Raw genomic sequence first — 22424 nt, 5'->3', positions numbered from 1 at the left:
ATGGTTTGCCCAAAGCGGGTCTGAAGTTCTTCGATTGAATTTTTTTGCAAGCTTCAACAGTAGTATTTCTATTGAACTTTTGTGCTAAAACCGATGTCGCGAACCCGATAGCGCGGATTTGCAATCCGTGACATTTACCTACCAAGAACATCTTTCGCAAAAAATTTGCAACCTATACTTTCAGAATATAAAATTAAAATCACGGATTACAAATCCGCGACATCGGTATTTAAAGCTGTTGTTAAGATATTCTCTTTATTTTCCAACTTTTTTAATCAAAATTAATATCTAATAAATCTTTAGGCGATACATTCAGACCTTTAGCAAGATCAATTAATGTAGTAAATGCAAAATTTCTTTTTCCATTTTCTATATCGCTTATTGTGGCTTTAGTAATTTTGGAGCTGTTAAGAACAACATCATCTTGCGTAAGTCCGGATTTAAGTCTTAAATCTTTAACGTGTTCTCCAAATTTTTTTAGTATTTCATCTTGTAAAACGTCCATTTGTAAGCAGTTTACACAAAGGGCGTAATTTTTTTTATAAATTTTGTTACAAGAACTTATAACAAACGGTAAATTTCGTATATTTGAAAAAGAATATTATTCAGAATACTAAAAAGATTCTGATATAGAATTGTCAAAATTTAATAAACAATCAATTGCTTATTTAGAGATAAAAAACACAATTTCTCATATACCCTTGGTTTGTATAGGCAGGAAGTTCAGACATTTTTACAACTTCCTCCTGTACAGCCAGAAAAAGTAAAACAAATAACCAAAAACAAATAACCAAAAACAAATTTATCAGATAACAAAAACACCATGATGAATTCAAGAAAACTAAAAATCCATTCAAGATTTCAGAAAAGCAGCAACCAACTGATCATCGTTCCGGAAATCCGCCTCAGAGGAAAATGGCTTGATAAAATAGGCTTCGGAAAAGGAAAAATGGTGAATATTCAGCAGAAGAAAAACAAACTGATTATTACCGTTGATGACTTATAAATACAATATGATGTATTTGTTATTCGCAACATTTAATGATGAAATTCAATTATAAAAAACTCAAATTTTGCACTCTTTTTGGTAAAATACTTTCCGTACCTTTGATTATATCTGAAAATCATCAATAATAAACATCACAGAATGAAAATACTCATCATTGGCGGTAACGGAACCATCGGAAAAACAGTAGCAGCACATTTTAAAGAGAACAACGAAGTTGTAATTGCAGGAAGAAACTCCGGAGATGTAACGGTGGATATTGCAGACAGCCATTCCATTAAAGAAATGTTCGAAAAAACCGGAAAACTGGATGCCATCATCTGTATCGCCGGTGAAGCAAAATGGGCAGATTTTAACGACCTTACCGAAGAAGATTATTATATCGGACTGAAAAGCAAACTGATGGGGCAGGTTAATCTCGTCCGTATCGGAAAAGATTATCTAAATTCCAATGGTTCTATTACTTTATCTACAGGAATTTTAGCGGACGACCCTGTTGTACAGACAGCAAGTGCTGCAATGGTGAACGGCGGAATTCACAGCTTTGTACAGGCGGCAGCGCTGGAACTGGAAAACGGAATCAGACTGAACGTTGTCTCTTCCGGAATGGTGGAAGACGCTTATGAAAAATACAGAGATTATTTTCCGGGACACAACCCTATTCCGATGAAAAAAGTAATCAACGGTTATGTAAGAAGCGTAAACGGAAAAGGAAACGGCGAAGTCATCAGAATTTACAACTAAAAAATATAAGGTTGAATGATGAATAAACTACCGAAATATTTAAATGATCTCGAAGAAAAAATCTCAAAACACGCTGTTTCAAATCCTGAAATTTCGAAATCGACTGTAGGATGGCAAATAGAACATATTCTGCTGACAATTAATGCTATCATTGAAAACATAGAAAAATCTGATCCCCAAAATTATCGGTGGCACTTTTCACTATCGAAAACAATGGTTTTTGCGTTGAATAAAATTCCGCGAGGTCGTGCAAAATCGCCAAAAGTAGTCACTCCCGAACATTATGATGAGCAGACTTTAGCGCATCATTTACAATTCACCAAAACGAAAATCAGGCAAATGGAAAATCTTGATCCCAATAAATATTTCAACCATCCTTTTTTCGGAGATTTAAAACTGAAAAAGGCAATTAAATTTCTGGAAATACATACGAATCATCATCTGGAAATCATTAATGATATTTTGAAAAGTAAAAATATATAAGTTGACAAGAATTTTGTCCTTTCTGAGGATAACAATAATATGTACAAATAAAAGCTAAAATTCATGAAGCTGAAATTCATTTTTATTTTAATTTCCTTCTTTTTTTATTCGTGTAAAAAAGAAAATAAAGATATGGAAACCAAAGTGAAAAGCAATATAAATACTGAAGTTTCAACGGACATCAATTCTCTTCAGAAATTAATTAATTTATCTAAATTCAGACCAGAGAAAGTGAAATTTAAATATGTTTTTATTGATAATTCCGGAGAAAGAATTTCCGGTCCATCCGATTCTTTTTTGGAAGCTGTTATATATTTTGACGAACAGACAATGAAGAGAATATGGGATCTGGATAAAAACACAGATTTTGTATTTCCTAATTATACGAAAAAGGATTTTGAATTTGACTGACTGAATGAAGATATTATACGCGAACTTAAAAAATCCGATAGTTTGAAAGCAGCTCATCCTGATTTTATTTTTGACACTTCTAATGGAAAATGTTGGTATCTGAAAAACAAAATTTTATTCATTAAAACAGTAAATTAATTTAAAATAATGATTAAACTGTATTAATGACAAGTAACAACCAACTCTTCCACATTATCTGGACAACTTATAACGAATATCCTGTCTGGGATAAAAATGGACGTTGGAAAAAACTTACTGATACCTACTCGAAATTACGCCTGCAAAATATAAGCTACACTTTGTCCCATGAGTTATCCGATGAATATGTAAATAAAAATCCACAAAACAACAGGATTCTTTTACAGGAAAAATCTATAAACCAATTGAGAATTGATATTCATGAATTTTGCAGGGAGAACAGCGACAGGATAATTGACGGACTTGAAATTAAAGCGCTTCATATTAACGAATCAAAAGTTGAAATAGTCGTGCTTTCGAATATAAAAGTACTGAATCAGAAAATTTCAAGACTGAAAAGCAAAACCTCTTCTGTCTTATTACGTTCAAAATATACCGAAGAATTTTCCGGAAACAAAATCTGGGGAAAAGGATTTTGGTATTCAACGATTTTAAATAAAGAAGATTTGGCGATTTCAATAATTCAGGATGATTTTTCTAAAGAATTTTAAGGAATAATAAAGATCAGTCAGCCACCATTTAGAACAAAACAAGATGCAGAAACCAGATAAAATAATTGATTTAATTTTCAACAATAGAGCATACAAAGTTGAAATTACAGGAAACGTAGATAAATCGGACGGATTTATTTATTACACTTTTAAATTTGATGAAGAAAGTTTCATTGTCATTTCAAAATTTGATGGCGACCAATGGAAAATCGCAAATATAACCGATGATTCTATTGCTGAAAAACTGGGCAAGTGGATCGAAGCCTTGGATTGAGAATCTGAAACATTCAACTTTACAAATTGAACTTCAAAATGCTGAAAAAGAATTAATGATATAATCAACAAAAATAGATGATTTGCAGATACAGATACCACATTATCAAACTATAAAAATAACGGTTTAGTTGATGAAACCATAAAATTAGGCAAGGAAGAAGAATCCTACCACATCCAGAAACTTATCGAACTGAAAATGAATGAGGAAGCTATCTTTAAAAATTATAAAATTAAATTGTGAAGCATTAATTTAATTTTCCTTCATTCATTAAATTTGCGGATTTGTAAAGTAAATTCTATATTTGCCAAAATTAAAAACTAAAAACCGTTGAAATATTTAAATTATACCACAAAAATTACTTTTTATTTGTAAAAGTGTTATTCTATATTTTAACACTTAAAGACACAAGAAAAATTCCATTTAAAATCTACCGCTTACAGTCATAATCTTTTTTAAAAAATCCGTTAAAAGATTAAAAAACACAAAGCCAGAATTTTAAATCCTTAAAAAAACCAACATTTAAATAAAACATAATGACCAAACAATTAAAGTTTGCAGTTGTATTATTACTAACAGTTGCAAGCATGAATGCAAATGCTCAGAAAAAAATACCTGCAAAAGCTACAAAACCTGCCACAGAAAGCAAATCTTCAAAACCAAGCAAGCAGGAAACAATGGATTGGATAGCCGGAAAAATGAAGGAAAACCTAGGACCATACAGAACATTTGTTTCTTATTCCGACGGAAAATTTGTTTATAAAAAGCCATATGAAAGAGAAACAAACTTCTGCACAACAACGATTGACCTTAATAAAATTACGGGAATGAATTCTGAATATTCAGACGATTTTTATGTAACAGGGAAAGGCTGCATGTCAACAATTTGCGATAATGAGACTAAAGCAAGTAGTTATCAGACATTCTCCATGAGCGGACCTAACTATAATGATTATTCAGCTCCGTTCAATTTTACCCCGGATCAGATTTTGGTAGAAAGATTAAAAAAAGCGGTTACGACTTTAATTGAATACAACGGATCAAAGAAAGAAGAAGGAGAAGCTTTTTAAAATATCATAAACAAATATTCTTAAAATTAATAACATGAAAAATAAATCAGTTTTAGCTGCATCTTTTTTTGCTGTTTCCATAACGCTTATCTCTTGTGGAGAAAAACCTCAAAACATAGAAATGGGAAAAGAATTCAAAGTGTATGAAAATCCCATTACCGTTTTAAAAGTAGAAGAAAGCAAAATTCTCAGAAACGACAAAGATTCTACCCTTTTGATTGCTCCCAATGGAAAAAAATACGTCTATGCAGAAGTGAAAAATCCAAAAAACGAAATGATCTTCATAAAAGCTTTCAGTAAAGATTCGGAGGTAAAATATGATGACGATTTATCTTTGTCAGATTACAAACATGATATCGACAAAGGATTTACCGATGATTACTTCCTGATTGATGACAACAGCTCGATTGATAAATTAGTGATCACAGATCCTTCCGAAACGCAATTTGTTTTGACGAATCCAAAAATTACAAAATCTACTACTGCAATTTCTCCCGAAGCTCAGAAAATAGTAGACTCTTTCGCTAAAGAAATAAATCTTTTAAATGCTTTTGCTCCATATGTAAAAGATGGTAAAGACGTTCTTTCGATCACGAAAGACGAGGGAGATTTACCTGTTAACCGTTTGAGCATGAAAGCTGAAGTAAATTACTTTTCACCGGATGGAAAGCTGTATATCTTTAAAGTAACCGATATTATTAAAAACATAGCAAAAGTGTATACAACCTGGGAAAATGGGAAAATTACAAGTATTGTAGTAAAGCCTCATTACAGACAATAAACAAATATTATTAAAAAAATAGAGTATGAAATTAGGAAGATTATTTGGAATTCTTGCTATTCTGGGCGGAGGTTATGTTACTTACATGGGATATGAAATGATGCAAACCACAGGATCTGTTTTTAAGTTTGTAATAGCAGCACCGGTTTTTGTTTTAATTGGAATTGCCATGTTATTTTTCCCCGGTGGGGACATTACAACAGCCGAAAGCAGGAATAAGACTAAAGATCCAAAAGCATGGATAAATGAAGCTCCGAAAAGTCACAAAATAGTCTGGCTGGTTGCAGGAGTTGTAGGATTTATCATTTCCATTAACCTCTTTAAAATTTAAATGATAAAGTTTTTAACAAGATTTTGTTGAAATTCTATAAAACGTATACAATGAAAAAATTTAATTTACTTTTACTGATTTTCGGACTTTCGTTTACGATGTTTCAGGCACAAACTTCTAAAAAAGGGATCAATGAAAATCATTTCAAAATATCAGATCTTGTAGATCTTGACTTAAGCAGCAAAGGGTATAATGTAATTACCAAAGCTCCAAAAGGAGCCAGAATAATTCAGGATGGAAAAGATATTGCTGTTTATGGAGGGAAATTTTTCAAAATGACTTTTTCTAAACAAGATTTTTCAAACCCATTTAATGAAGATGAAAAATACAGCAGTATTGAAGAGAAAGTAGCAGATATTAAAACATTAGCAAGCGATAAAGAAATGAATCCTGGCTTTGTAAAATTTGAAGCAGAAGATAAAAACGGTTTCCTGAACAGAAGTACAGCAAGCGGTCTATCATTTACTTATGGAGTAAAAGCCGGAGATAATGCCATTATGATCTCGGATGGTATTACTTATGATATATCACCCGATAAATTTACAAAGTATACCGATGAGGATATAAGAGTAATGTATGAAGCTGCAAAAGCAACGGTGGCAAAATAATTATAAAAGTTCTACAAAGAGTATTTTCATCAGCTCTTAGTTCTGTGAAAGTTCCAGAGTAAACAATACAGAATCCCGGACTTCAGATCCGGGATTTTTATTTCTGTATACTTAACGTTTTTCCTTTAATTGTTTTCGATATATTTGTTTTTCAGATTAGCTTTCTGAAAGGCTAAAACTGATACCGAAAATAAAATAACCAAACTCAAATATGAAAATTGCCATTTTCTCAGACATTCACGGTAAAATTCTGTTACCCTTCAAACTAGTTGATCTTTACCAGAAAGAAACAGGCAGTAAAATTGATTTCATCTTGCAATGCGGAGATTTGGGAGCCTATCCAAACATCGAAAATCTTGATAAAGCAACGATAAAACACGCGCAATACGACAGAGACGAACTCGGTTTTCATGATAATTTTACGAAAGAAAATCCCGAAATTAAAGCATTTTTAGACGAACTTAATATGAATATGATCTGTGTCCGCGGAAATCATGAAGACCACGATTTTTTAGACCGTCAGGAAAAAGAAAATCCGGATGAAAGTATTTTTCCTATTGATATCTATGAAAGAGTTTTCGTCTGCAAATCGGGTTTAGAACAAACATTGGAAACGGAAGATGAGGTTTTGCATTTTGTTGGAATCGGCAGAATCGGAGACCGGAAAGGCAGATCCGAAAAGCGTTTTATTCAGGATTACGAAAGATTTGAAATTAAAAAACTGCTGAAAACAAAAGATACTTTTGATATTTTGATCACTCATGATAAAGATGACAGTCAAAGCGGTTACGGAATGCCTGAGATAAGAGAAGTATTGGACAATGTAATTTTTCAATACCACTTTTACGGACATACCGGAGAACCGTTTAGAGAAGAAACGGATGTTAACGGCATTACACAATCTATAAAAGTAAGAGAGCTGGAATTCAATGAAAACGGAATGTTGGAAAAAGGCTGCATGATTATTCTCACAAAAGAAAACGAAGAACTGAGCATTGAAATTGTTGATCAAAAACTGACGAATAAAATGACTAAATTTAATTGGAAAACCCAGTAACCAGACTAAAATACTATACAAAATGGAAGAACATCTCACCCATCTTATCATCAACTGGATTGAGGTAGATCATCACATGATTTTGGTTGGAGCAACAGACAATATACACTGGAACCTGGAAAAAGAATTTGGAGGTTCCGGAGCAGATGCAAAATCTTCTGTCTGGGTAACTTTAGAGGAAAATGGGAAAGGCAGAAGTCTTTCTGAAGAAGCTCATTTTTTCTGTTTTCCCGGAGATCCTGCCCGATCTCTCGCAATGTCTCATGTATTCGATTTGTTTGAAACTGCGTGGAGCATTAAAAATGCAAATATGAATATCGATGAAGCCAGAGAAAAGTTCTTCGGAAAAATTATTGAGGGAGTTGCTTAAATAAAAAACTTATTAAATGAAAATTTAAAATGGAAAGATTCTCAAACAAAATAGAAGAATTGATGAAAACCGCAGAAATTGAAATAGGAAATTTTGATTTAAAAGAAGCAGAAAAAATGATTGCTTATTTCTCGGAGTTACCCTCAATTAGCGGATTTCCATATAAAATAATTCTGGTAAAAAATGCTGAAGGTAAAATTTATTCAAAATTCAGGCAATGGGACACAGCATATAACTTGAAACATTGGACTTCCGGAATTTACAATCTGGACAGACTGAGAATCATCACTGATGAAAATGTACTTTCGGAGACAGAATCAGACCTTTTGAAGGAGCATTTGGCAAAATTGGAAAAAATACATCTGCCTGAAAGTATAAACGAGGAAAAAGCAATTATTCTGGATGGTTCCGAATGGAAATTCGGAGTTTGTCTGGCAAACAAAAATATTGATTATTGTTGGAGAGCAGCTACTGAAGACATCCAACTATTTGTTCCCATTATTGATGTATTGAGAGCTAAATATTTGGATCGAATTTAACAATACCCTAAAAGTCTATAATTAAACAAAATATAAGATGAACGAAACAGAATGGGCAAATAATTATTTCTTAAGATTAGAAGAAAAACTTAGTATTCTTAATGCACATCCTTCAGTGGATAAAGTGGTAAGCATTCAATACAAAGGTTTAAATGATTCCGAAATAGATCAAATTGAAGAGGAAATTACGTTAATGCTAAACAACAATGTACAATCCGTTATTGATGATTATGAATTTGAAGATAATCATGAAGCCATAGATGAAATAAAATACGATTTTGATAAAAAATTTAGATTTAACAATTATATCAGAGCATTTTACAAAATCAGTAACGGACTGAATATCATATGGCATTCTAATCTGTATTCTTCCGGTTTGGAAAACATCCACACAAAAGATAAAAATATTGAATCTTTCTTTTCAGCAACCCCCGGAGAAGATGACAGAGCCGATTTTGAAGGTTTCTGTGCTCTGATTCCTCTTCAGGCATTTATAAATCCTTATAAATACTCTATTGAGTCCGATTTTGATTATACAGAATACAATGAAGGGCTAAACAAAGAGGAAGGTTCACAAATGTGCTTTTTAGATTATTTCAATTATTATAACGATACGGCTGTTGTTTTATCAAAATATGATCCCAATCCCACCATTATTTTAGGTGAAGATCACAGTGCGTCTTATAATGATCTTACCTATTGTGACTTTGTTATTTACATGGAATTTCTACTGGCTACATTTTTTTCTGTTGAACACAGAAGCTCTGAGTTGAAATTACCAAATGACCGAACAGAAACACTGCATGAATTTTTAAAAGAATTTGAAGAATCAGCAACAAAAGATTATAATAAAATCATAGATTTTTTTGCCGATGAAAATATTAAGCCTGAAGATATTTTTAAAAAACAACAATATTAAAGCATAAATGAAAAACATACAACTAATTGATCTGGATAAACACAGTAATTCTAAATATGAAATAGCTGAAAATAAAATCTATAAAAATACAGAAGAGGACATCTATGTTTTTGCAGTAAATTTTGATCTGGAAGAAGAGGAAGATTCTCAATACCCGCTTGAAGATATACTGGATAAATTCTACCTGCACGTTTCTGATTTTATTGATGAAGATGCTTTTTACAGCTCAAAAAACATTAGTCTCGAATTGGCAGGAGCATTAGCAGATGTTCAGAACGCGGTTAAATCAATTATCGGAAAGAGAGTTTATAATTCCGAATATATCGGAGAAGATGGAATTACTTATGTGAAACTGGTGATAGAATAAATATTTCAAATTCAGAAAAATTTTATAAAATTAAAAAGTAAAAATATGTCAGTACTCTGGAAAGTTCAATTATTATCATTGGAAGATAAAAAATGTACATTAAAAATAAAAAATGTGCATAGTAATGATGGACACATCCCAACAGAACCCGTGTTCATGATTCAAATTATACATGATGCCTGTTTACAAAGTTCACACCAGACTTTTGAATTTCCGAAAGGCACTCTCTTAACTGAGATAAGCACTTCTCAATCTTGCGATAACGACTATCTTGAAAAAGTTGTTAACCAATATATTGAATCTGTTGAAATTATCAACGAACAAAGCGAAGAAAATATAGAAGCATTCGTTACAAAATCATTAGAAGATAGAGGTTTAGAAATGGAATCTGACGAATGGGAAGATACCTACGAAATCGAAATTGAAAAGCACAGCATTGAATCCGTTGTTGAAATTACCATGTCAGATCAAAAATATCTCGATCATTTATTTCCAATAGAACATAATGGGAAAATTATCAGTAGACCTGACTGGGATAGTTTCGCTAGCTTATAATTTATATAGTTTATCAAATAAAATCACAAAAAATGAACAACAATTTTACAATAGACGATTTACAGGACATATGGCAGAAAGTAAGCATTCTGCACAACGGACAAACATACGGCGGACAAAACAAAAACCAAAAAATAGAATACATCAACCACATCGGAAGCGTTGTATTTGAAATCATCAATGCTTCTAAAAATACTCATGATTTTAATTTTGATCTAGCCATCAAATGTGCGTTTTTGCACGATACCATAGAAGATACAGATTACCCAATCGAAGATCTCGAAAAAGAATATGGTAAAGACGTGAAAGAAGGTGTTCTTGCCCTCACAAAAAATACAGAGCTTGAAAAGGAACACCAAATGAAGGATAGCTTACACCGAATAAAGCAACAGCCCAAAGAAATCTGGGCGGTTAAAATGGCTGACAGAATCTGTAATTTATATGCTCCACCCTATTTTTGGAAAGAAGCGAAGAAAGAAAAATATCTTGAGGAAGCAAAAATTATTTACGAACATTTAAAAGATGGTAATGATTATTTAGCCAAAAGATTATCAGAAAAAATTGAAGCTTATAAAAACAAATGATCAAGATTGAAATACATACTCTTGATGGGCAATTTGATATTGAAATCAAGAAAAACGAAGATTTTTATATCCTTTTAGTTATTTTATCCAAATCGCAATATTTCCAAGAAGATGGCAGAGTTTGGAGTGGAAAAATTGAGGAAACTGAAAAGCTTTTTGAAATCGTAAATCTTATAAAAGAGTGTTACAGAAAACCATCTGTACCCACGAGAATAACCATTCTTGACGGAAGATCAATAAAAATCAATCTGAAAGATGACGAATCGCAAATTGCATTGCGACTGGTAGATATTGATGAAAACACAAACGAATCTGAACTGATCCAAAAAATTAAGGAACTCACCATCGAAATAATAGGCAATGATGCTATTCTACAGGATTATTTAGATATTTTTATGGATTAGCCTGCTTTTATTACAAATACATTTTATTATATATGACGTATAATGAATTTTACAATTGCATCAATCGCAACAACAATATAGAAAAAAGAGATTTAGAAACATATCTTCTAGCTTTACTGGAGCTTGTGGAACAGATAAGAAAACAACCTTTGACAGCCGATTTATTATCGAAACTTCTAATGAATGCATTTACTTCGGAGCCGACAAAATTTGGTACTGAATGGTTAAAGATTATAAAAGCACCTGACGAAAAAACATTCATCAATCCAAAGACAAGTACTTCAACCAGTGGCGAATATGATTATACAATTGCCGTTATAAAGTTTCAGATTGCAGAGCTGCACAAAATGAAAGGAAAACAGTTGGAAGATGAATGGCGTTATTTTGGAATCGATTCTGAAACAGGCAACCGATGGTACAATTTTGATCCGGATTCTATTTTGGAATGTGGTATGAGATGTTACTTAGATCATGGCGATGACGAAAGTAATAATGAAGAGTTTGAAGTAAGTTGGCGAACTTTGGGCGACTTATTAGAAATGGGCAGAATTTACGAGTAATTAAATTGAACAAAAACATAATAACCATCAATATCTATGGGACTTTTCAGCAGAAAAAAAGCATTTAAAATAAGAGATGTAGAATTTTATTCCGACAGAGAATATCATTATTCCAAAGGACTAAAACCATACTTACATAAAGAGATCAAGATCGTAAAACAGGATCTTTCCTTAGAAAATTTGGGACATATCTTACAATATCTTGTAGAATTCATTCAGGATGAAAAACCCGATATTAAAAGTGGAGATAAAGTCACCTGTTTCACCTGGAACATTATGTTTCAGGAAGTTTCTTCAGGCTTTTTTGAGATTTTTGAACTTATTCCTGAAAAACTTGGATTCGAGCCGGGACTGATTCGTACTCTTTTTGTACTTAACCAACAGCTTTTAGTATGTGACCAGCTAAAAGCAGAACCGGATTTCCCGGATATTAATCAGATCGTTTTAGCAGATCCTTTAGCCAAAACAGGATTGCCCATCCATTTATTTCGCTGGAAAAGGGAATATCCGGATTCAGGATGGATGGTGATAACGGATGATTTTGATGAAGAAGCAAACGAATTTGAAGAAATGGCACTTGGACAGTTCATGATGTCAAGACCTGAAATTGTGAAGTTTATGGCACTTCCGGCAGGATTCAAAATTATTTGGAAGGATAATGATGCCAATATTGCATTTGATAATTACCTTGTAGAAAATTAGTCACTCAACACCTTATATGAAGAACGAAAGCAACCAACAATCATTTATTATACATGTTAAAGAAGACGGAATTGAAATTAATGATCAATATCTTCATTTTCCTTTAAATTTTTCAGACCTCAAAAATCAATTTGGAGATCATTATGAATTCTGGAAAGAAACAGATACTAATTTCATTTATATTTGGCATGAACTGGGGATCAAAGTTTTTGCACCTAAAAATGAAGACGACACATTGACTTTGGTTGTCAAAACTGCAGATATTGATAAAGATTTCTTACCCAAAAACAAGTTTAATGGAGATTTGAAAATCAACAATCAAAATTATATCGATTTTTTCGCCATTACAGAAGTCGACCAAAGTTTTAAAGACATGGAAATGAATAATGTAAAATTTTCATCATGGCTTTCGGAAGATGAATTCAAAACCATTGAAGAAGTTTCAATATGGCAGAAAGTTAAAAAGAAAAGAATAATAATAAACTCCGATAAATATAAGGCAGATAAAATCTCCGGAGAAAAAATTAAATTCACAGACTTTAATTTTAAATTGGCAATTATTGAAGAATTAATGTATATCAAAGAACTCATACAACCGAAATTTGATATTTTTGAGTTTGCAGATTCTTATGAAGAAAGAGAAATAGATGTTGAAAAAGAAGGTTACGAACCTATTCCCGAAGCGATTGAATATTTTAAAAATTTACAAATTGACAAGAAATTTGCAGAAGAGATCACCAAAATATATCAGGACGGTGGAAATGATATTTATATGAACATCACCCCTTATTGGGATGGCGAAGATGATTCTTTTAACATCGAAGTTTACGATGATCTTAAACATTTTCCTAACTTAAAGAAAATGACACTTTTCAATAATGATCCCAAAGTGTATGAAGATCTTAAATTAAAAGGAATTGATGCTGTACCTTTATAAAAAACTGTAAACGAACTATGAAAAAAATATTATTACTATTTCTTTATCAAATTATATTTTCTTGCAACGGACAGGAAAGTAAAATCACCAAAACTACATATTCACAGAAATTAGAGTATGGTCTCAAAGGAGCGGTGAAAGAAGTAACACAATATACCTGCGCGGTAAAAGATGACAAAATACCAACCAATAAATATGACAATATTGGAAAATCTACAATGACTTTTGATAACCAAGGTAATGTCATAGAAATAAATAGGTCATGGAATTTTGGAACACTTGAAACATCATCGAAATTTAAACAGGAATATTCAGGAACGGGAAAGAATATAACTTTCAAAGAAATATCGAATACACACGGAAATATTGAAGAACTAAATCATAAGTTTGTCTGGTCAGATGATTATAACTATTCAATTATTCCTGAAAAAACTGACCCTTCCGTAAATACGGTTACATTAGATAAAAATTACAGATTATTAAAATATGTTACCAAAAAAGGAGACAAAATAGAATATGTGGATGATATCGAAACAATATATAAAGATAATAAAATACACGAAATTAAAACCAAAACAACTGAATATATTGATGGTAAAATGATTGTAGATTATAAAATACAAGTAATGCAGAATTTTGATACTCATGGAAATCCAACAGTTATTTATACATATAGAGATATAAATAAGCAAAAAATAGCAGGTGTCCTTTTCAAAGATTATACATATTATTAGACCTTCCTCCACAAATCCTTCAGCAAAAAAAACAAAACAATGAGTGAATTTTCGGGGTATGAAAAAATGCCCAACAATTTAAAAAAATTAGGTCTTAGCGAAAGCGATTTTTCCAAAATGGAAAAACTAAAATGGGTGGTTACAGAAAAAGTACATGGCGCCAACTTCAGCTTAGTCTATGAAAACGGCAGTCTTAAATTTGCCAAAAGAAAAGAATACCTCAACTGGAGTGACGATTTTTTTGGTTTTCAGCTTGTGGTCAGTAAACTGGAAAATAATATTCTTCGCCTTTTTGAAAAACTGAGCAGCGACATTGCCGCCGAAAAATACATCATCTACGGAGAGCTTTTCGGAGGAAAATATCCACATCCTGAAGTAGAACCCGTAAAAGATGTACATGCGATCCAGACCGGAGTTTATTACACTCCCGATATTGAATTCTGCGCTTTTGATATTGCTATTGAAACCGATGGTTCAGATTCTAAATATTATCTGAATTACGAAAGTTCGGTTGCTTACTTCAATGAATTTGAACTATTTCATGCAAAACCTTTACTGATCGGAAAATTCAATGAAGCGACGAACTTCAACATCAGGATCAATTCTTCTGTTCCTAAAGAATTTAATCTTCCTGAACTGCAGAATAATTTAATTGAAGGTGTTGTTATCAAACCTTTCGATCAGAAAGATCATGCAGTTTTTTCAAGACCAATCATCAAATTGAAAAATCCTGAATTTGATGAGGAAGAAAAGTTTCATGAAGCTGAAAAATGGTCTTTCATTCCAAACGTTTCTTCCAAAACGGAGGAACTCTCCTTTATTGTAGACGAACTGAGAAACTACGTCACTCAAAACAGGCTGAAAAGTGCTGTTTCTAAAATCGGGACTTTAGATTTAAACAACCACTCCAGAGTTTCCGAAATAAAAAAGGAATTTCTGGAAGATGTGATCACCGATTTCAATGAAAACAATGACGGTCTTTTAAATGATCTGTCTTCCGATGATCAAGCGTGGATTGCGGAGAGAATTAATTCTGAGATTAATAAAATGATTTTGTAGAATATTTTTGATTTTTACCATTCAACTAAAAAAAAACAAGTCACAGTCTTACAATGAGAAATATAATCTTTTTAATTATACTTTTGGGATGGTTTGCCTGTACAAATAAAAAAGAAAACAACGGAAAAATAACAGCTAAAGAGAATTTTCAAAAAATACTTTCTTTTGAAGATAAAATTGAGAATTTTAAAATCAATAAATCAGGCGACTCTATATTATCAAACGATATTCAATACATTAACGACTCAATTCTTAAAAGAAAATTCAAATTGGATATTTCTCAATATAATTCTAAAGATATTCAAAAAAAATGTCTGCCGAATATAATTTTGAAAAACTCTTTTTATGAATCTCCTGTTGAAGGAGATGTCAGTTTCACCAAAAATTTTAAAAATCTGGGCGATCTGGATGGCGATAAAAAAAATGACTCCGTTTTCATTTTGCCCAGTCTGAACTTGTGCGAAGAAGGACAATCTTATTATTTTACCAATAATAAAATTCCAAGGATAAAAACTGAATCAAACTGTTGTCATACAGAGAATATTTTCAGCATTGGAGATATAGACGAAGATGGCGGAAACGAAATTGCAGAATATTATTCATCATGCGCCAGTAATTTTAAGTCAATCCGAATCTGGACTTTGAAAAACAGCCAGTGGAAATCTGTCGGGGTATTTACTTTTTACTATAACAACGGTAAATTTAAAGCCTTTGAGGATTTTCATAAACTATATAAAAAAATTTCTAAAAATAAATTTCAGTTTCTCGAAATCTCAGACAAAAAAGGAGATGGAAGTTTAGTAATGAAATGGCACACGATAAAGATGTAACAGAAACCTGAATCATTAGTTTTAAATAAAATTAGATGTAATTAATTTTACTCAAAATGCATCGTAGTTTCAGACGACAGTAAAGCGAAAGAAAAATTAATTGCCATTTGGAAGGAAATTGGTTTCGGATACAAAATATTATCAGACAATGAATTATTGCTGTTTCGTTTAAAATCTCCCACTCAGTATTAAATATAAAATACAGTTTGTGATAACTGCTAATATAAAAAGATGGCTGTCATTACAACAGCCTCTTTCATTATAATAAACATCTGTGTTATACAACAACAACCTGCAGACAAATCCAGCGTGTACCGTCGCTTATTATCTTCCACTGAGAATAATTTTGTCCGGTTCCTATTTCATAATTCATTAAAGAACTTCTTGAATTGAAACTGTTGGCATCCGATAATGCAGAATGCATGGCATAATTTGTATAAACATTTTCTGCTGTTGTCAATCCTACTTTGTCGCTGTCATTAATAAAGTGTAAAACTCTTCCGGGACACGTTGTAGGATCGGGAAGCTGCAGATTTGCTGTACTATTAATATAGGGACTTACAGTACTTACATTCGCAGAAGCATTTCCACCTGTAGAAGCTGTGCTGTATCTTAAAATCAAAATATAATCGTCCGGTTGTATAACGTAAGGAGTTGTAGGAGAATATGTTCCTGTAATAATTTTAAAACCTTCCACCACTCCGGAAGATGAATTTCGGATATTATACCATTTGCTGGTAGGAGCGTCATAAAAATAAAGCCCCACAGAAGTAACGTTAGACACTTTGTTTATGGCAGATCCGTCCAGAGTTGTTACAAAAACAAGAGTTCCGTTCTGATTGTTTCCGTAAGACGCATCTTTCGCAGAAAGCTGTGCTCTCGTTAATCTCGGAGGCGTAAATCCGTCAGGAACCCCGGAAGAAGCAGCCTGTCCTTCAATCTGTACTGTAACTTTCGGGTCATTTGTTCCTATCCCTACTCTCCCTTCATCAGTTGCAACAAAATCTGTGTTGCTGCTTCTTGCAGAACCGTCAGATTTGGCACCAAGTTTTATCATCGTTCCTGCAGTATCATTTGTCCATGCATCGTTAGTAGCATCCAGAGCTGTCCATGCAGTTCCGTTCCAATAGTGAAATCCCTTTAAAAAACCACCTGCATCAGCAGTAAGATAAACCAATTGACCGTTTACAGATCCGTTTACCGAGAGCGAGATAACTCGGGGTACTAAAATTCCGTCTCCCGATGTAACAGCTCCCGGAGAAGATCCCAAATGGTTTTTTGCACGGATATCAAGACTTGATTCCGGAGAAGCCGTGTTGATACCAACTTGACCATATAAAGCTGAGGTAAACAGGGAAGCTATAAAAAAAGCTGTAAATAATTTTTTCATTTTGTTTATTATTAAATATTGTTTTTTGAAATTAATTGAGAATAAATCTGTAAGAATACGATCGAAAATTTTAACTGTAAATTCAGATTTCCGGAAACATTTTTTTCCACTTTGCTAAAGAATTTCTGCTTATTTTAAAATGATTTGAAATCTCGGTATTACTCATTTTACTCTTTTTCTGATAGTTCAGAATCTGCAAAATAGATTCACTATCATATGCCCGGAATTTTCCGTTCTCTTTATCATTCTGAAGATCATTAGCATCAAAAATTATTTTTTCGATTTCAAAAATATCCATCACCGTGAGCCTTGGTTTATTAAGTACCGCTTCACATTTTCCTTTTTTATGAAGGTATTTCATCTCAATCATATCCGTATAAATTTTACGGTAATCCGGAGCATTTATTCTGAATTTCGGCTGTTGTATTTTTCTATCCATTTGTAAAGTGTTGTCTTAGGAATTCTATATTCTTCTATAATTTCTGCTTTGGTTTTTACACCTTTATTGAGAAGTTCCAGAACAAAATTTATAATCTCTTTGGTATAAACGTTCTTTCTGTAAGAAGGCAGTTTCTGGTTTTCCTGAATCTCGCTGCTGCTTTTCTCAGAAGGAGAAAAAAGTATAATGTGTTGCACATAGATTCTGAAAAAATCGTATTTAAGAAGCTTACTCCATCTTAAGAGAATTTCGGTATCAATACTTGGTTTTTCATACATGGAAAAAATTTCTTCCTCACTGCATTTTAAAAATTTCTCTATTCGATAGGAATCGATTCCTTTTTCATTTACCTTCTTATGGATAAGTTTTCCTATGTGGATATTTTTTACGTTGAAAGACATAATTCATAATTTTTTACCTCATATTTATGTTATCAGCAATTGCTTTTTTTCAAAAAAAAAATTCCGTATCCCAACTTGTTACAATTCCTATCACAATTTTGGATACTCTAATTGCGTTCTGACATTACAAATATAGATTCTTAAATAAACTGATTTTTGAAAATTTTAAGGTTTTAAGATTTAGCTTAAAAAATACATAAAACTATGATAAACAATATCTTAAATAAGCTAATTTAGAAATTAACTTATGATAAACATGGTATCTTATAAATTATTATCTTAGTACTGAAATTTTCAGACTTTGTAAAGAGTAAAAAACGAATATTTTCACAAACACAATTAACTCATGAAAACTAATTTTTCTCAGATCATAAAACCGGAAAGTAATTCCGAAGAACATCTAATTAAAATGTTCTTTTTTCATTACAATTTAATGTTGATGATTATTTTGTTTATCCATACGCTTCTTTTTTATTTTGAAGGAAATAAAAATATTGCAGCTTTCTTTTTTCCGGTTGTCTTATTTTTAGGTATAGTAGCCACTATTAACTACCGGTTGGAATACAATATTCTGAAATCTCTTCTTGATTATTATCTCATTGTAAAAATTATCCTGCTCTTTATATTGCTTTTTATATTCTGGAAAACGGCTCCCGAAAACATCTTATTCTTTGCTCTTCTTCCTTTGGGAGTATACAATCTCTATCATTTCAAAACGCTGTTATGGGCGGCATCTGTTATCATCCTGCTTATTGTTATGATGATAACTCTTCCGCTATCCTACTTTCCGGATATGGTAGCATATAAAAATATTCATGCAGGTAAAGTAAAAGTATTATTTACCTTTGTACCGATATCCCTGTTTCTGATATTTTATAATATGAAGATTTCGGAAAAAAGACATCAGTACAAAAATTCGAAAATCACCTTCGAAAACGAAGACACAGCGTCTGAAAAAAACACCATAAAAGAAACGAATGGAGAAAATCTTCAGATGTATTCCGAAATTTATCAACGCATTAAAGAATATCTGGAAACTGAAACTCCATGGAAAAATCCGGATTTTGGCATTCAGGATCTTGCCCATCAATTTGGGATCAATACAACGTATCTCTCCAAAGCAATCAGCCTGAATACTGATACCAATTTTAAAAACCTCATCAATACATACCGGATTAATTATATCAAGGATGAAATGAAACTAAATTATCCGAAGTATACTTTAATGCACATCTATATTTGTGGAGGCTTTAAGCATCAGTCTACATTCAACAGAGCTTTTAAGCAGATAGAAAACAAAACCCCTTCCGAATATATGAGATCAATAGGGATTGATACTTATACAATTTCTTAGTGATCTTATTTTTTAAAATCTTACCTTTTAACCGAATTCAAAAACATCTAAAAAATAGCATAAATGGAAAAAATGACAATTAGTAAAATTTTAAAATAAAAAATACTTTTTGAACGTAACTTTTTGATTATCTTTAGTAAAAAATCAAAAATGAAAAAAATTTTACTATTGATGCTGTCATTGTATGGAGTGTGCAACGCGCAGACTACCGTTACCAAAGCTTTTAATGATCCTGTTTCCGGAGACAATCCCAATTATCTTCTTGCCACCGGAACGCCCAACAATTCCGGAACAGGAGCAAACATTACGTTTAACAATTCTTCGTTGGTATTAAGCGGTTCCGCACCCGGAAATTACTCTACTCCTTCTGCTTCTGAAATTTCAACATTTCCCGGATCCACTCTCAAGCTCACCGGAAGTTCCAACACCGTATACTACAAACAGTCGGCTTCCAAACTTGAAATTACAGGCCTTGTAACCACGGATGCCACGCTTAATTTATCATCTAACAACGGTACATTTATCTCCTATCCTGCCGCTTACGGATACAGCGAGACAGATCAGGCACAGGGAACATTCACCTCCACTTCTGCAAACGGCCTTTGCAAAGGAACAATAACCCTTACCGCCGATGCGTGGGGAAATCTGCTTTTGGCATCTTCTACATTTACCAATGTTTTAAGGGTAAAATCTGTACAGAATTTCAACCTTTATCTTCCTAACGACACCTCTTTCTTATTTCCGATAGGAACTATTGTAAATACTTCTTACTCCTATTATGGAAGTTCATATAAATTTCCGCTTCTCACCACCAATGAAACTGTGGTAAACATTCCTGTAGCCGGAATTAATAACCAGACAACGAATTCGGCACAGGCTTTAAACACAACAGTTTTGGCAGCCGGAGATTGGTCTGCCCAAAAGCAGAGATTGGAAATTTATCCGAATCCCGTTTACGATTTTATCAATATTAAAGGAAATATCCAAAATTACACTCAGACAAAAATTTACAGTCTGGATGGTAAACTCGTTAAAACATCAGATCTGGGATCCGGAAAAGTACAGGTTTCTGATCTTCCGCCGGCATCTTATTTCATTGAGGTTTCAGGCAAAGAAAATAAACCGGAGACGACAAAATTTATCAAAAAATAATTTGAATTTAAACAACCTATTACTCTGCACTAATATGAAAATCAATTATTTATAACAGGCACTTCGACAAGCTCAGTGTGACACCTCTAATACTAAACGCCTGATTTCTAGCGATGTCAAGCTGAGCCTGTCGAAGCTTTAGATTAATAAACGGACAATCAAAAAAAATAAAGAGTTTTCCTGTTAAATAAAATTCAGCCCGAAAAAATCGGGCTGAATTACTTTATTATCAATCCGTTATACAGTAAGCTTTTAGATGATTAAGCTTTACAATTAATCTGTTCTGAGATTTGAATTATCAAAAAAACTCATCTGTACATTACATGGTTCGCAAAAAATAGTATGATGCAACTCATATAAATTTATAAATAAAGCACTTCCAATATGGTATTTTTCATTTTTAATCTGCTACCTTTAGAGTTAGAAATTCGTCTAGAAAATAATAATATTACCGCTTTTAAATAAAAAGTTTTTATTGAGCTGTATTCATCAGAAAAAAACCATCTGTACTAACAGTAAAATTAATTGTTTTATTCATTTACAATGATAAGAAAGATAAAAAGTATGAAATATTTTGTTTATAGATCCAAAATAAAGTTTTCACATGACTGGTAAAATTATTGGAATCGGCAACTGCATTCCTTCTGAAACAATTGATAATTTATTTTTTAACGATCATATTTTTCTTGATGATCAGGGAATTATCCTGAAAGACGACAATGCCTCGCTTACCGAAAAATTAAAGAAAATTACAGGTATTGAGGAGAGAAGATATGCATCAAGAGATCAGGTAACTTCTGACCTTGGCTTAATTGCTGCAAAAGCAGCCATAGAAGATTCCGGAATAGATCCTGAAACATTAGACTATATTATTTTTGCCCATAATTTTGGCGATGTCCGCTTTGGAACTGTACAATCGGACATGGTACCGAGTCTTGCCGCACGAGTAAAGCATCTTCTGAAAATTGAGAATAACTTTTGTGTTGCGTATGACGTGTTATTCGGATGTCCCGGATGGATTGAAGGAGTTATTCAGGCAAATGCTTTCATTAAAGCCGGTATTGCCAAAAGATGCCTGGTTATAGGAGCAGAAACATTATCAAGAGTTGTTGATATCCACGACAGAGACAGCATGATCTATGCGGACGGAGCAGGAGCAGTTGTGCTGGAATATAACGATCAGGACAATTCCGGTATACAGTCTCATCTTTCGGCTTCTTATACACTTAAGGAAAAAGATTATTTATTCTTTGGTAAATCCTACAACAATGAAGCCTGTCAGGACACAAAATATATAAAAATGGAAGGCAGAAAAATCTATGAATTTGCGCTTGTGCATGTTCCGGATGCCATGAAAAAATGTCTTGACGAAAGCAAATACAGCATCGATCAGGTAAATAAAATCATCATCCATCAGGCGAATGAAAAAATGGACGAAGCCATTGTGGAAAGATTTTACAAATTGTACGGATTAAAAATGCCCGAAAACATCATGCCTATGGTAATACAGAAACTTGGAAACAGCAGCGTGGCAACCATCCCATCTTTGCTTACGATGATCCTAAAAGGAGAGCTTGAAAATCACGAAATCCAGAAAGGAGATATCGTTTTGTTTGCCTCCGTAGGCGCAGGAATGAACATTAATGCTTTTGTTTATCAATTTTAAAAAGAAGA

Annotated in this window: 31 protein-coding genes; 27 read left to right on the top strand and 4 right to left on the bottom strand. The window is 32.6% G+C overall.

All coding sequences use genetic code 11. The annotated features are described in order from the left end of the window. Positions 1-271: 271 nt before the first annotated feature. The gene (locus tag QWT87_RS13620) at positions 272-505 is read right to left on the bottom strand and encodes a helix-turn-helix domain-containing protein (RefSeq protein WP_302716527.1); all 234 of its coding nucleotides are present in this window, start codon (positions 503-505) and stop codon (positions 272-274) included. A gap of 318 nt (positions 506-823) precedes the next feature. On the opposite strand from QWT87_RS13620, the gene QWT87_RS13615 reads away from it, so the two are divergent. The 24 genes from QWT87_RS13615 (at position 824) to QWT87_RS13500 (ending at position 16014) form a co-directional block, all read left to right on the top strand. Beyond that, on the top strand, positions 824-1006 hold the full coding sequence (locus QWT87_RS13615) for a SymE family type I addiction module toxin (RefSeq protein WP_302716526.1): 183 nt from the start codon (positions 824-826) through the stop codon (positions 1004-1006). 141 nt (positions 1007-1147) lie between these two features. After that, the gene (locus QWT87_RS13610) at positions 1148-1750 is read left to right on the top strand and encodes a short chain dehydrogenase (protein ID WP_076390762.1); all 603 of its coding nucleotides are present in this window, start codon (positions 1148-1150) and stop codon (positions 1748-1750) included. A 15-nt stretch (positions 1751-1765) separates the two neighbouring features. Next, positions 1766-2233, top strand: a complete 468-nt coding sequence (locus tag QWT87_RS13605) for a DinB family protein (RefSeq protein ID WP_302716525.1) — start codon at positions 1766-1768, stop codon at positions 2231-2233. A gap of 63 nt (positions 2234-2296) precedes the next feature. After that, entirely contained in the window at positions 2297-2644 is a 348-nt protein-coding gene (locus QWT87_RS13600; RefSeq protein ID WP_302716524.1) for a hypothetical protein, read from the top strand. Between the two features lie 164 nt (positions 2645-2808). Then, the gene (locus QWT87_RS13595) at positions 2809-3333 is read left to right on the top strand and encodes a hypothetical protein (RefSeq protein WP_302716523.1); all 525 of its coding nucleotides are present in this window, start codon (positions 2809-2811) and stop codon (positions 3331-3333) included. Between the two features lie 43 nt (positions 3334-3376). Continuing rightward, positions 3377-3607, top strand: a complete 231-nt coding sequence (locus QWT87_RS13590; protein WP_302716522.1) for a hypothetical protein — start codon at positions 3377-3379, stop codon at positions 3605-3607. 536 nt (positions 3608-4143) lie between these two features. Then, on the top strand, positions 4144-4677 hold the full coding sequence (locus QWT87_RS13585; protein ID WP_302716521.1) for a hypothetical protein: 534 nt from the start codon (positions 4144-4146) through the stop codon (positions 4675-4677). Between the two features lie 34 nt (positions 4678-4711). Further along, positions 4712-5458: a hypothetical protein gene (locus tag QWT87_RS13580; RefSeq protein ID WP_302716520.1), complete on the top strand. Its 747-nt coding sequence runs from the start codon at positions 4712-4714 to the stop codon at positions 5456-5458. Positions 5459-5483: 25 nt separating this feature from the next. Beyond that, positions 5484-5789: a hypothetical protein gene (locus QWT87_RS13575; RefSeq protein ID WP_185208136.1), complete on the top strand. Its 306-nt coding sequence runs from the start codon at positions 5484-5486 to the stop codon at positions 5787-5789. 50 nt (positions 5790-5839) lie between these two features. Beyond that, a complete protein-coding gene (locus tag QWT87_RS13570; protein WP_302716519.1) occupies positions 5840-6397 on the top strand; it encodes a hypothetical protein in 558 nt (185 codons plus the stop codon). Positions 6398-6608: 211 nt separating this feature from the next. Then, the gene (locus tag QWT87_RS13565) at positions 6609-7454 is read left to right on the top strand and encodes a metallophosphoesterase family protein (RefSeq protein ID WP_302716518.1); all 846 of its coding nucleotides are present in this window, start codon (positions 6609-6611) and stop codon (positions 7452-7454) included. A 22-nt stretch (positions 7455-7476) separates the two neighbouring features. Beyond that, the gene (locus QWT87_RS13560) at positions 7477-7824 is read left to right on the top strand and encodes a hypothetical protein (protein WP_302716517.1); all 348 of its coding nucleotides are present in this window, start codon (positions 7477-7479) and stop codon (positions 7822-7824) included. A gap of 29 nt (positions 7825-7853) precedes the next feature. Continuing rightward, positions 7854-8363 carry a hypothetical protein gene (locus QWT87_RS13555; protein WP_302716516.1) on the top strand — a complete coding sequence of 170 codons (510 nt, stop codon included), beginning with the start codon at positions 7854-7856 and terminating at the stop codon, positions 8361-8363. Between the two features lie 37 nt (positions 8364-8400). Then, a complete protein-coding gene (locus QWT87_RS13550) occupies positions 8401-9282 on the top strand; it encodes a hypothetical protein (RefSeq protein WP_302716515.1) in 882 nt (293 codons plus the stop codon). 7 nt (positions 9283-9289) lie between these two features. Next, a complete protein-coding gene (locus QWT87_RS13545; protein WP_302716514.1) occupies positions 9290-9649 on the top strand; it encodes a hypothetical protein in 360 nt (119 codons plus the stop codon). 45 nt (positions 9650-9694) lie between these two features. Further along, entirely contained in the window at positions 9695-10204 is a 510-nt protein-coding gene (locus QWT87_RS13540) for a hypothetical protein (RefSeq protein ID WP_302716513.1), read from the top strand. A gap of 32 nt (positions 10205-10236) precedes the next feature. Beyond that, entirely contained in the window at positions 10237-10788 is a 552-nt protein-coding gene (locus QWT87_RS13535) for a bifunctional (p)ppGpp synthetase/guanosine-3',5'-bis(diphosphate) 3'-pyrophosphohydrolase (protein ID WP_302716512.1), read from the top strand. After that, a complete protein-coding gene (locus QWT87_RS13530) occupies positions 10785-11192 on the top strand; it encodes a hypothetical protein (protein ID WP_302716511.1) in 408 nt (135 codons plus the stop codon). Before QWT87_RS13535 ends, QWT87_RS13530 begins: the two co-directional genes overlap by 4 nt. Before the next feature lie 32 nt (positions 11193-11224). Beyond that, the gene (locus tag QWT87_RS13525; RefSeq protein ID WP_302716510.1) at positions 11225-11752 is read left to right on the top strand and encodes a hypothetical protein; all 528 of its coding nucleotides are present in this window, start codon (positions 11225-11227) and stop codon (positions 11750-11752) included. Positions 11753-11788: 36 nt separating this feature from the next. Continuing rightward, entirely contained in the window at positions 11789-12454 is a 666-nt protein-coding gene (locus tag QWT87_RS13520) for an immunity protein Imm33 domain-containing protein (RefSeq protein ID WP_302716509.1), read from the top strand. 16 nt (positions 12455-12470) lie between these two features. Next, on the top strand, positions 12471-13391 hold the full coding sequence (locus QWT87_RS13515) for a DUF6892 domain-containing protein (RefSeq protein WP_302716507.1): 921 nt from the start codon (positions 12471-12473) through the stop codon (positions 13389-13391). A gap of 17 nt (positions 13392-13408) precedes the next feature. After that, positions 13409-14125, top strand: coding sequence for a hypothetical protein (locus QWT87_RS13510; RefSeq protein ID WP_302716506.1), 717 nt, complete (start codon positions 13409-13411; stop codon positions 14123-14125). A 39-nt stretch (positions 14126-14164) separates the two neighbouring features. Next, positions 14165-15184 (top strand): RNA ligase family protein, encoded by a 1020-nt coding sequence (locus tag QWT87_RS13505; RefSeq protein WP_302716505.1) that lies wholly within the window; start codon positions 14165-14167, stop codon positions 15182-15184. A gap of 53 nt (positions 15185-15237) precedes the next feature. After that, a complete protein-coding gene (locus tag QWT87_RS13500) occupies positions 15238-16014 on the top strand; it encodes a hypothetical protein (RefSeq protein WP_302716504.1) in 777 nt (258 codons plus the stop codon). Between the two features lie 277 nt (positions 16015-16291). On the opposite strand, the gene QWT87_RS13495 is transcribed toward QWT87_RS13500, so the two are convergent. The 3 genes from QWT87_RS13495 to QWT87_RS13485 all read right to left on the bottom strand — a co-directional run bounded on the left by QWT87_RS13495 (position 16292) and on the right by QWT87_RS13485 (position 18244). Then, the gene (locus QWT87_RS13495) at positions 16292-17404 is read right to left on the bottom strand and encodes a hypothetical protein (protein WP_302716503.1); all 1113 of its coding nucleotides are present in this window, start codon (positions 17402-17404) and stop codon (positions 16292-16294) included. An 82-nt stretch (positions 17405-17486) separates the two neighbouring features. Then, positions 17487-17843, bottom strand: a complete 357-nt coding sequence (locus QWT87_RS13490) for a helix-turn-helix domain-containing protein (protein WP_302716502.1) — start codon at positions 17841-17843, stop codon at positions 17487-17489. After that, a complete protein-coding gene (locus QWT87_RS13485) occupies positions 17807-18244 on the bottom strand; it encodes a transposase (protein WP_302716501.1) in 438 nt (145 codons plus the stop codon). The genes QWT87_RS13490 and QWT87_RS13485 overlap by 37 nt, the downstream gene beginning before the upstream one ends. A 346-nt stretch (positions 18245-18590) precedes the next feature. Between QWT87_RS13485 and QWT87_RS13480 the strand changes: the two genes are divergently transcribed. From QWT87_RS13480 to QWT87_RS13470, 3 genes are all read left to right on the top strand, one after another. Next, entirely contained in the window at positions 18591-19598 is a 1008-nt protein-coding gene (locus tag QWT87_RS13480; RefSeq protein ID WP_302716500.1) for a helix-turn-helix domain-containing protein, read from the top strand. Positions 19599-19748: 150 nt separating this feature from the next. After that, positions 19749-20750, top strand: a complete 1002-nt coding sequence (locus QWT87_RS13475; RefSeq protein WP_302716499.1) for a T9SS type A sorting domain-containing protein — start codon at positions 19749-19751, stop codon at positions 20748-20750. A gap of 604 nt (positions 20751-21354) precedes the next feature. Further along, a complete protein-coding gene (locus tag QWT87_RS13470) occupies positions 21355-22416 on the top strand; it encodes a 3-oxoacyl-ACP synthase III family protein (protein WP_087707410.1) in 1062 nt (353 codons plus the stop codon). The last annotated feature ends 8 nt before the right edge of the window (positions 22417-22424 follow it).

It is taken from the genome of Chryseobacterium urinae, from assembly GCF_030518295.1.
Taxonomy (GTDB): domain Bacteria; phylum Bacteroidota; class Bacteroidia; order Flavobacteriales; family Weeksellaceae; genus Chryseobacterium; species Chryseobacterium mucoviscidosis.
The sequence above is the reverse complement of the archived record's forward strand: the minus strand, read 5'-3'. Positions and strand labels throughout refer to the sequence as shown.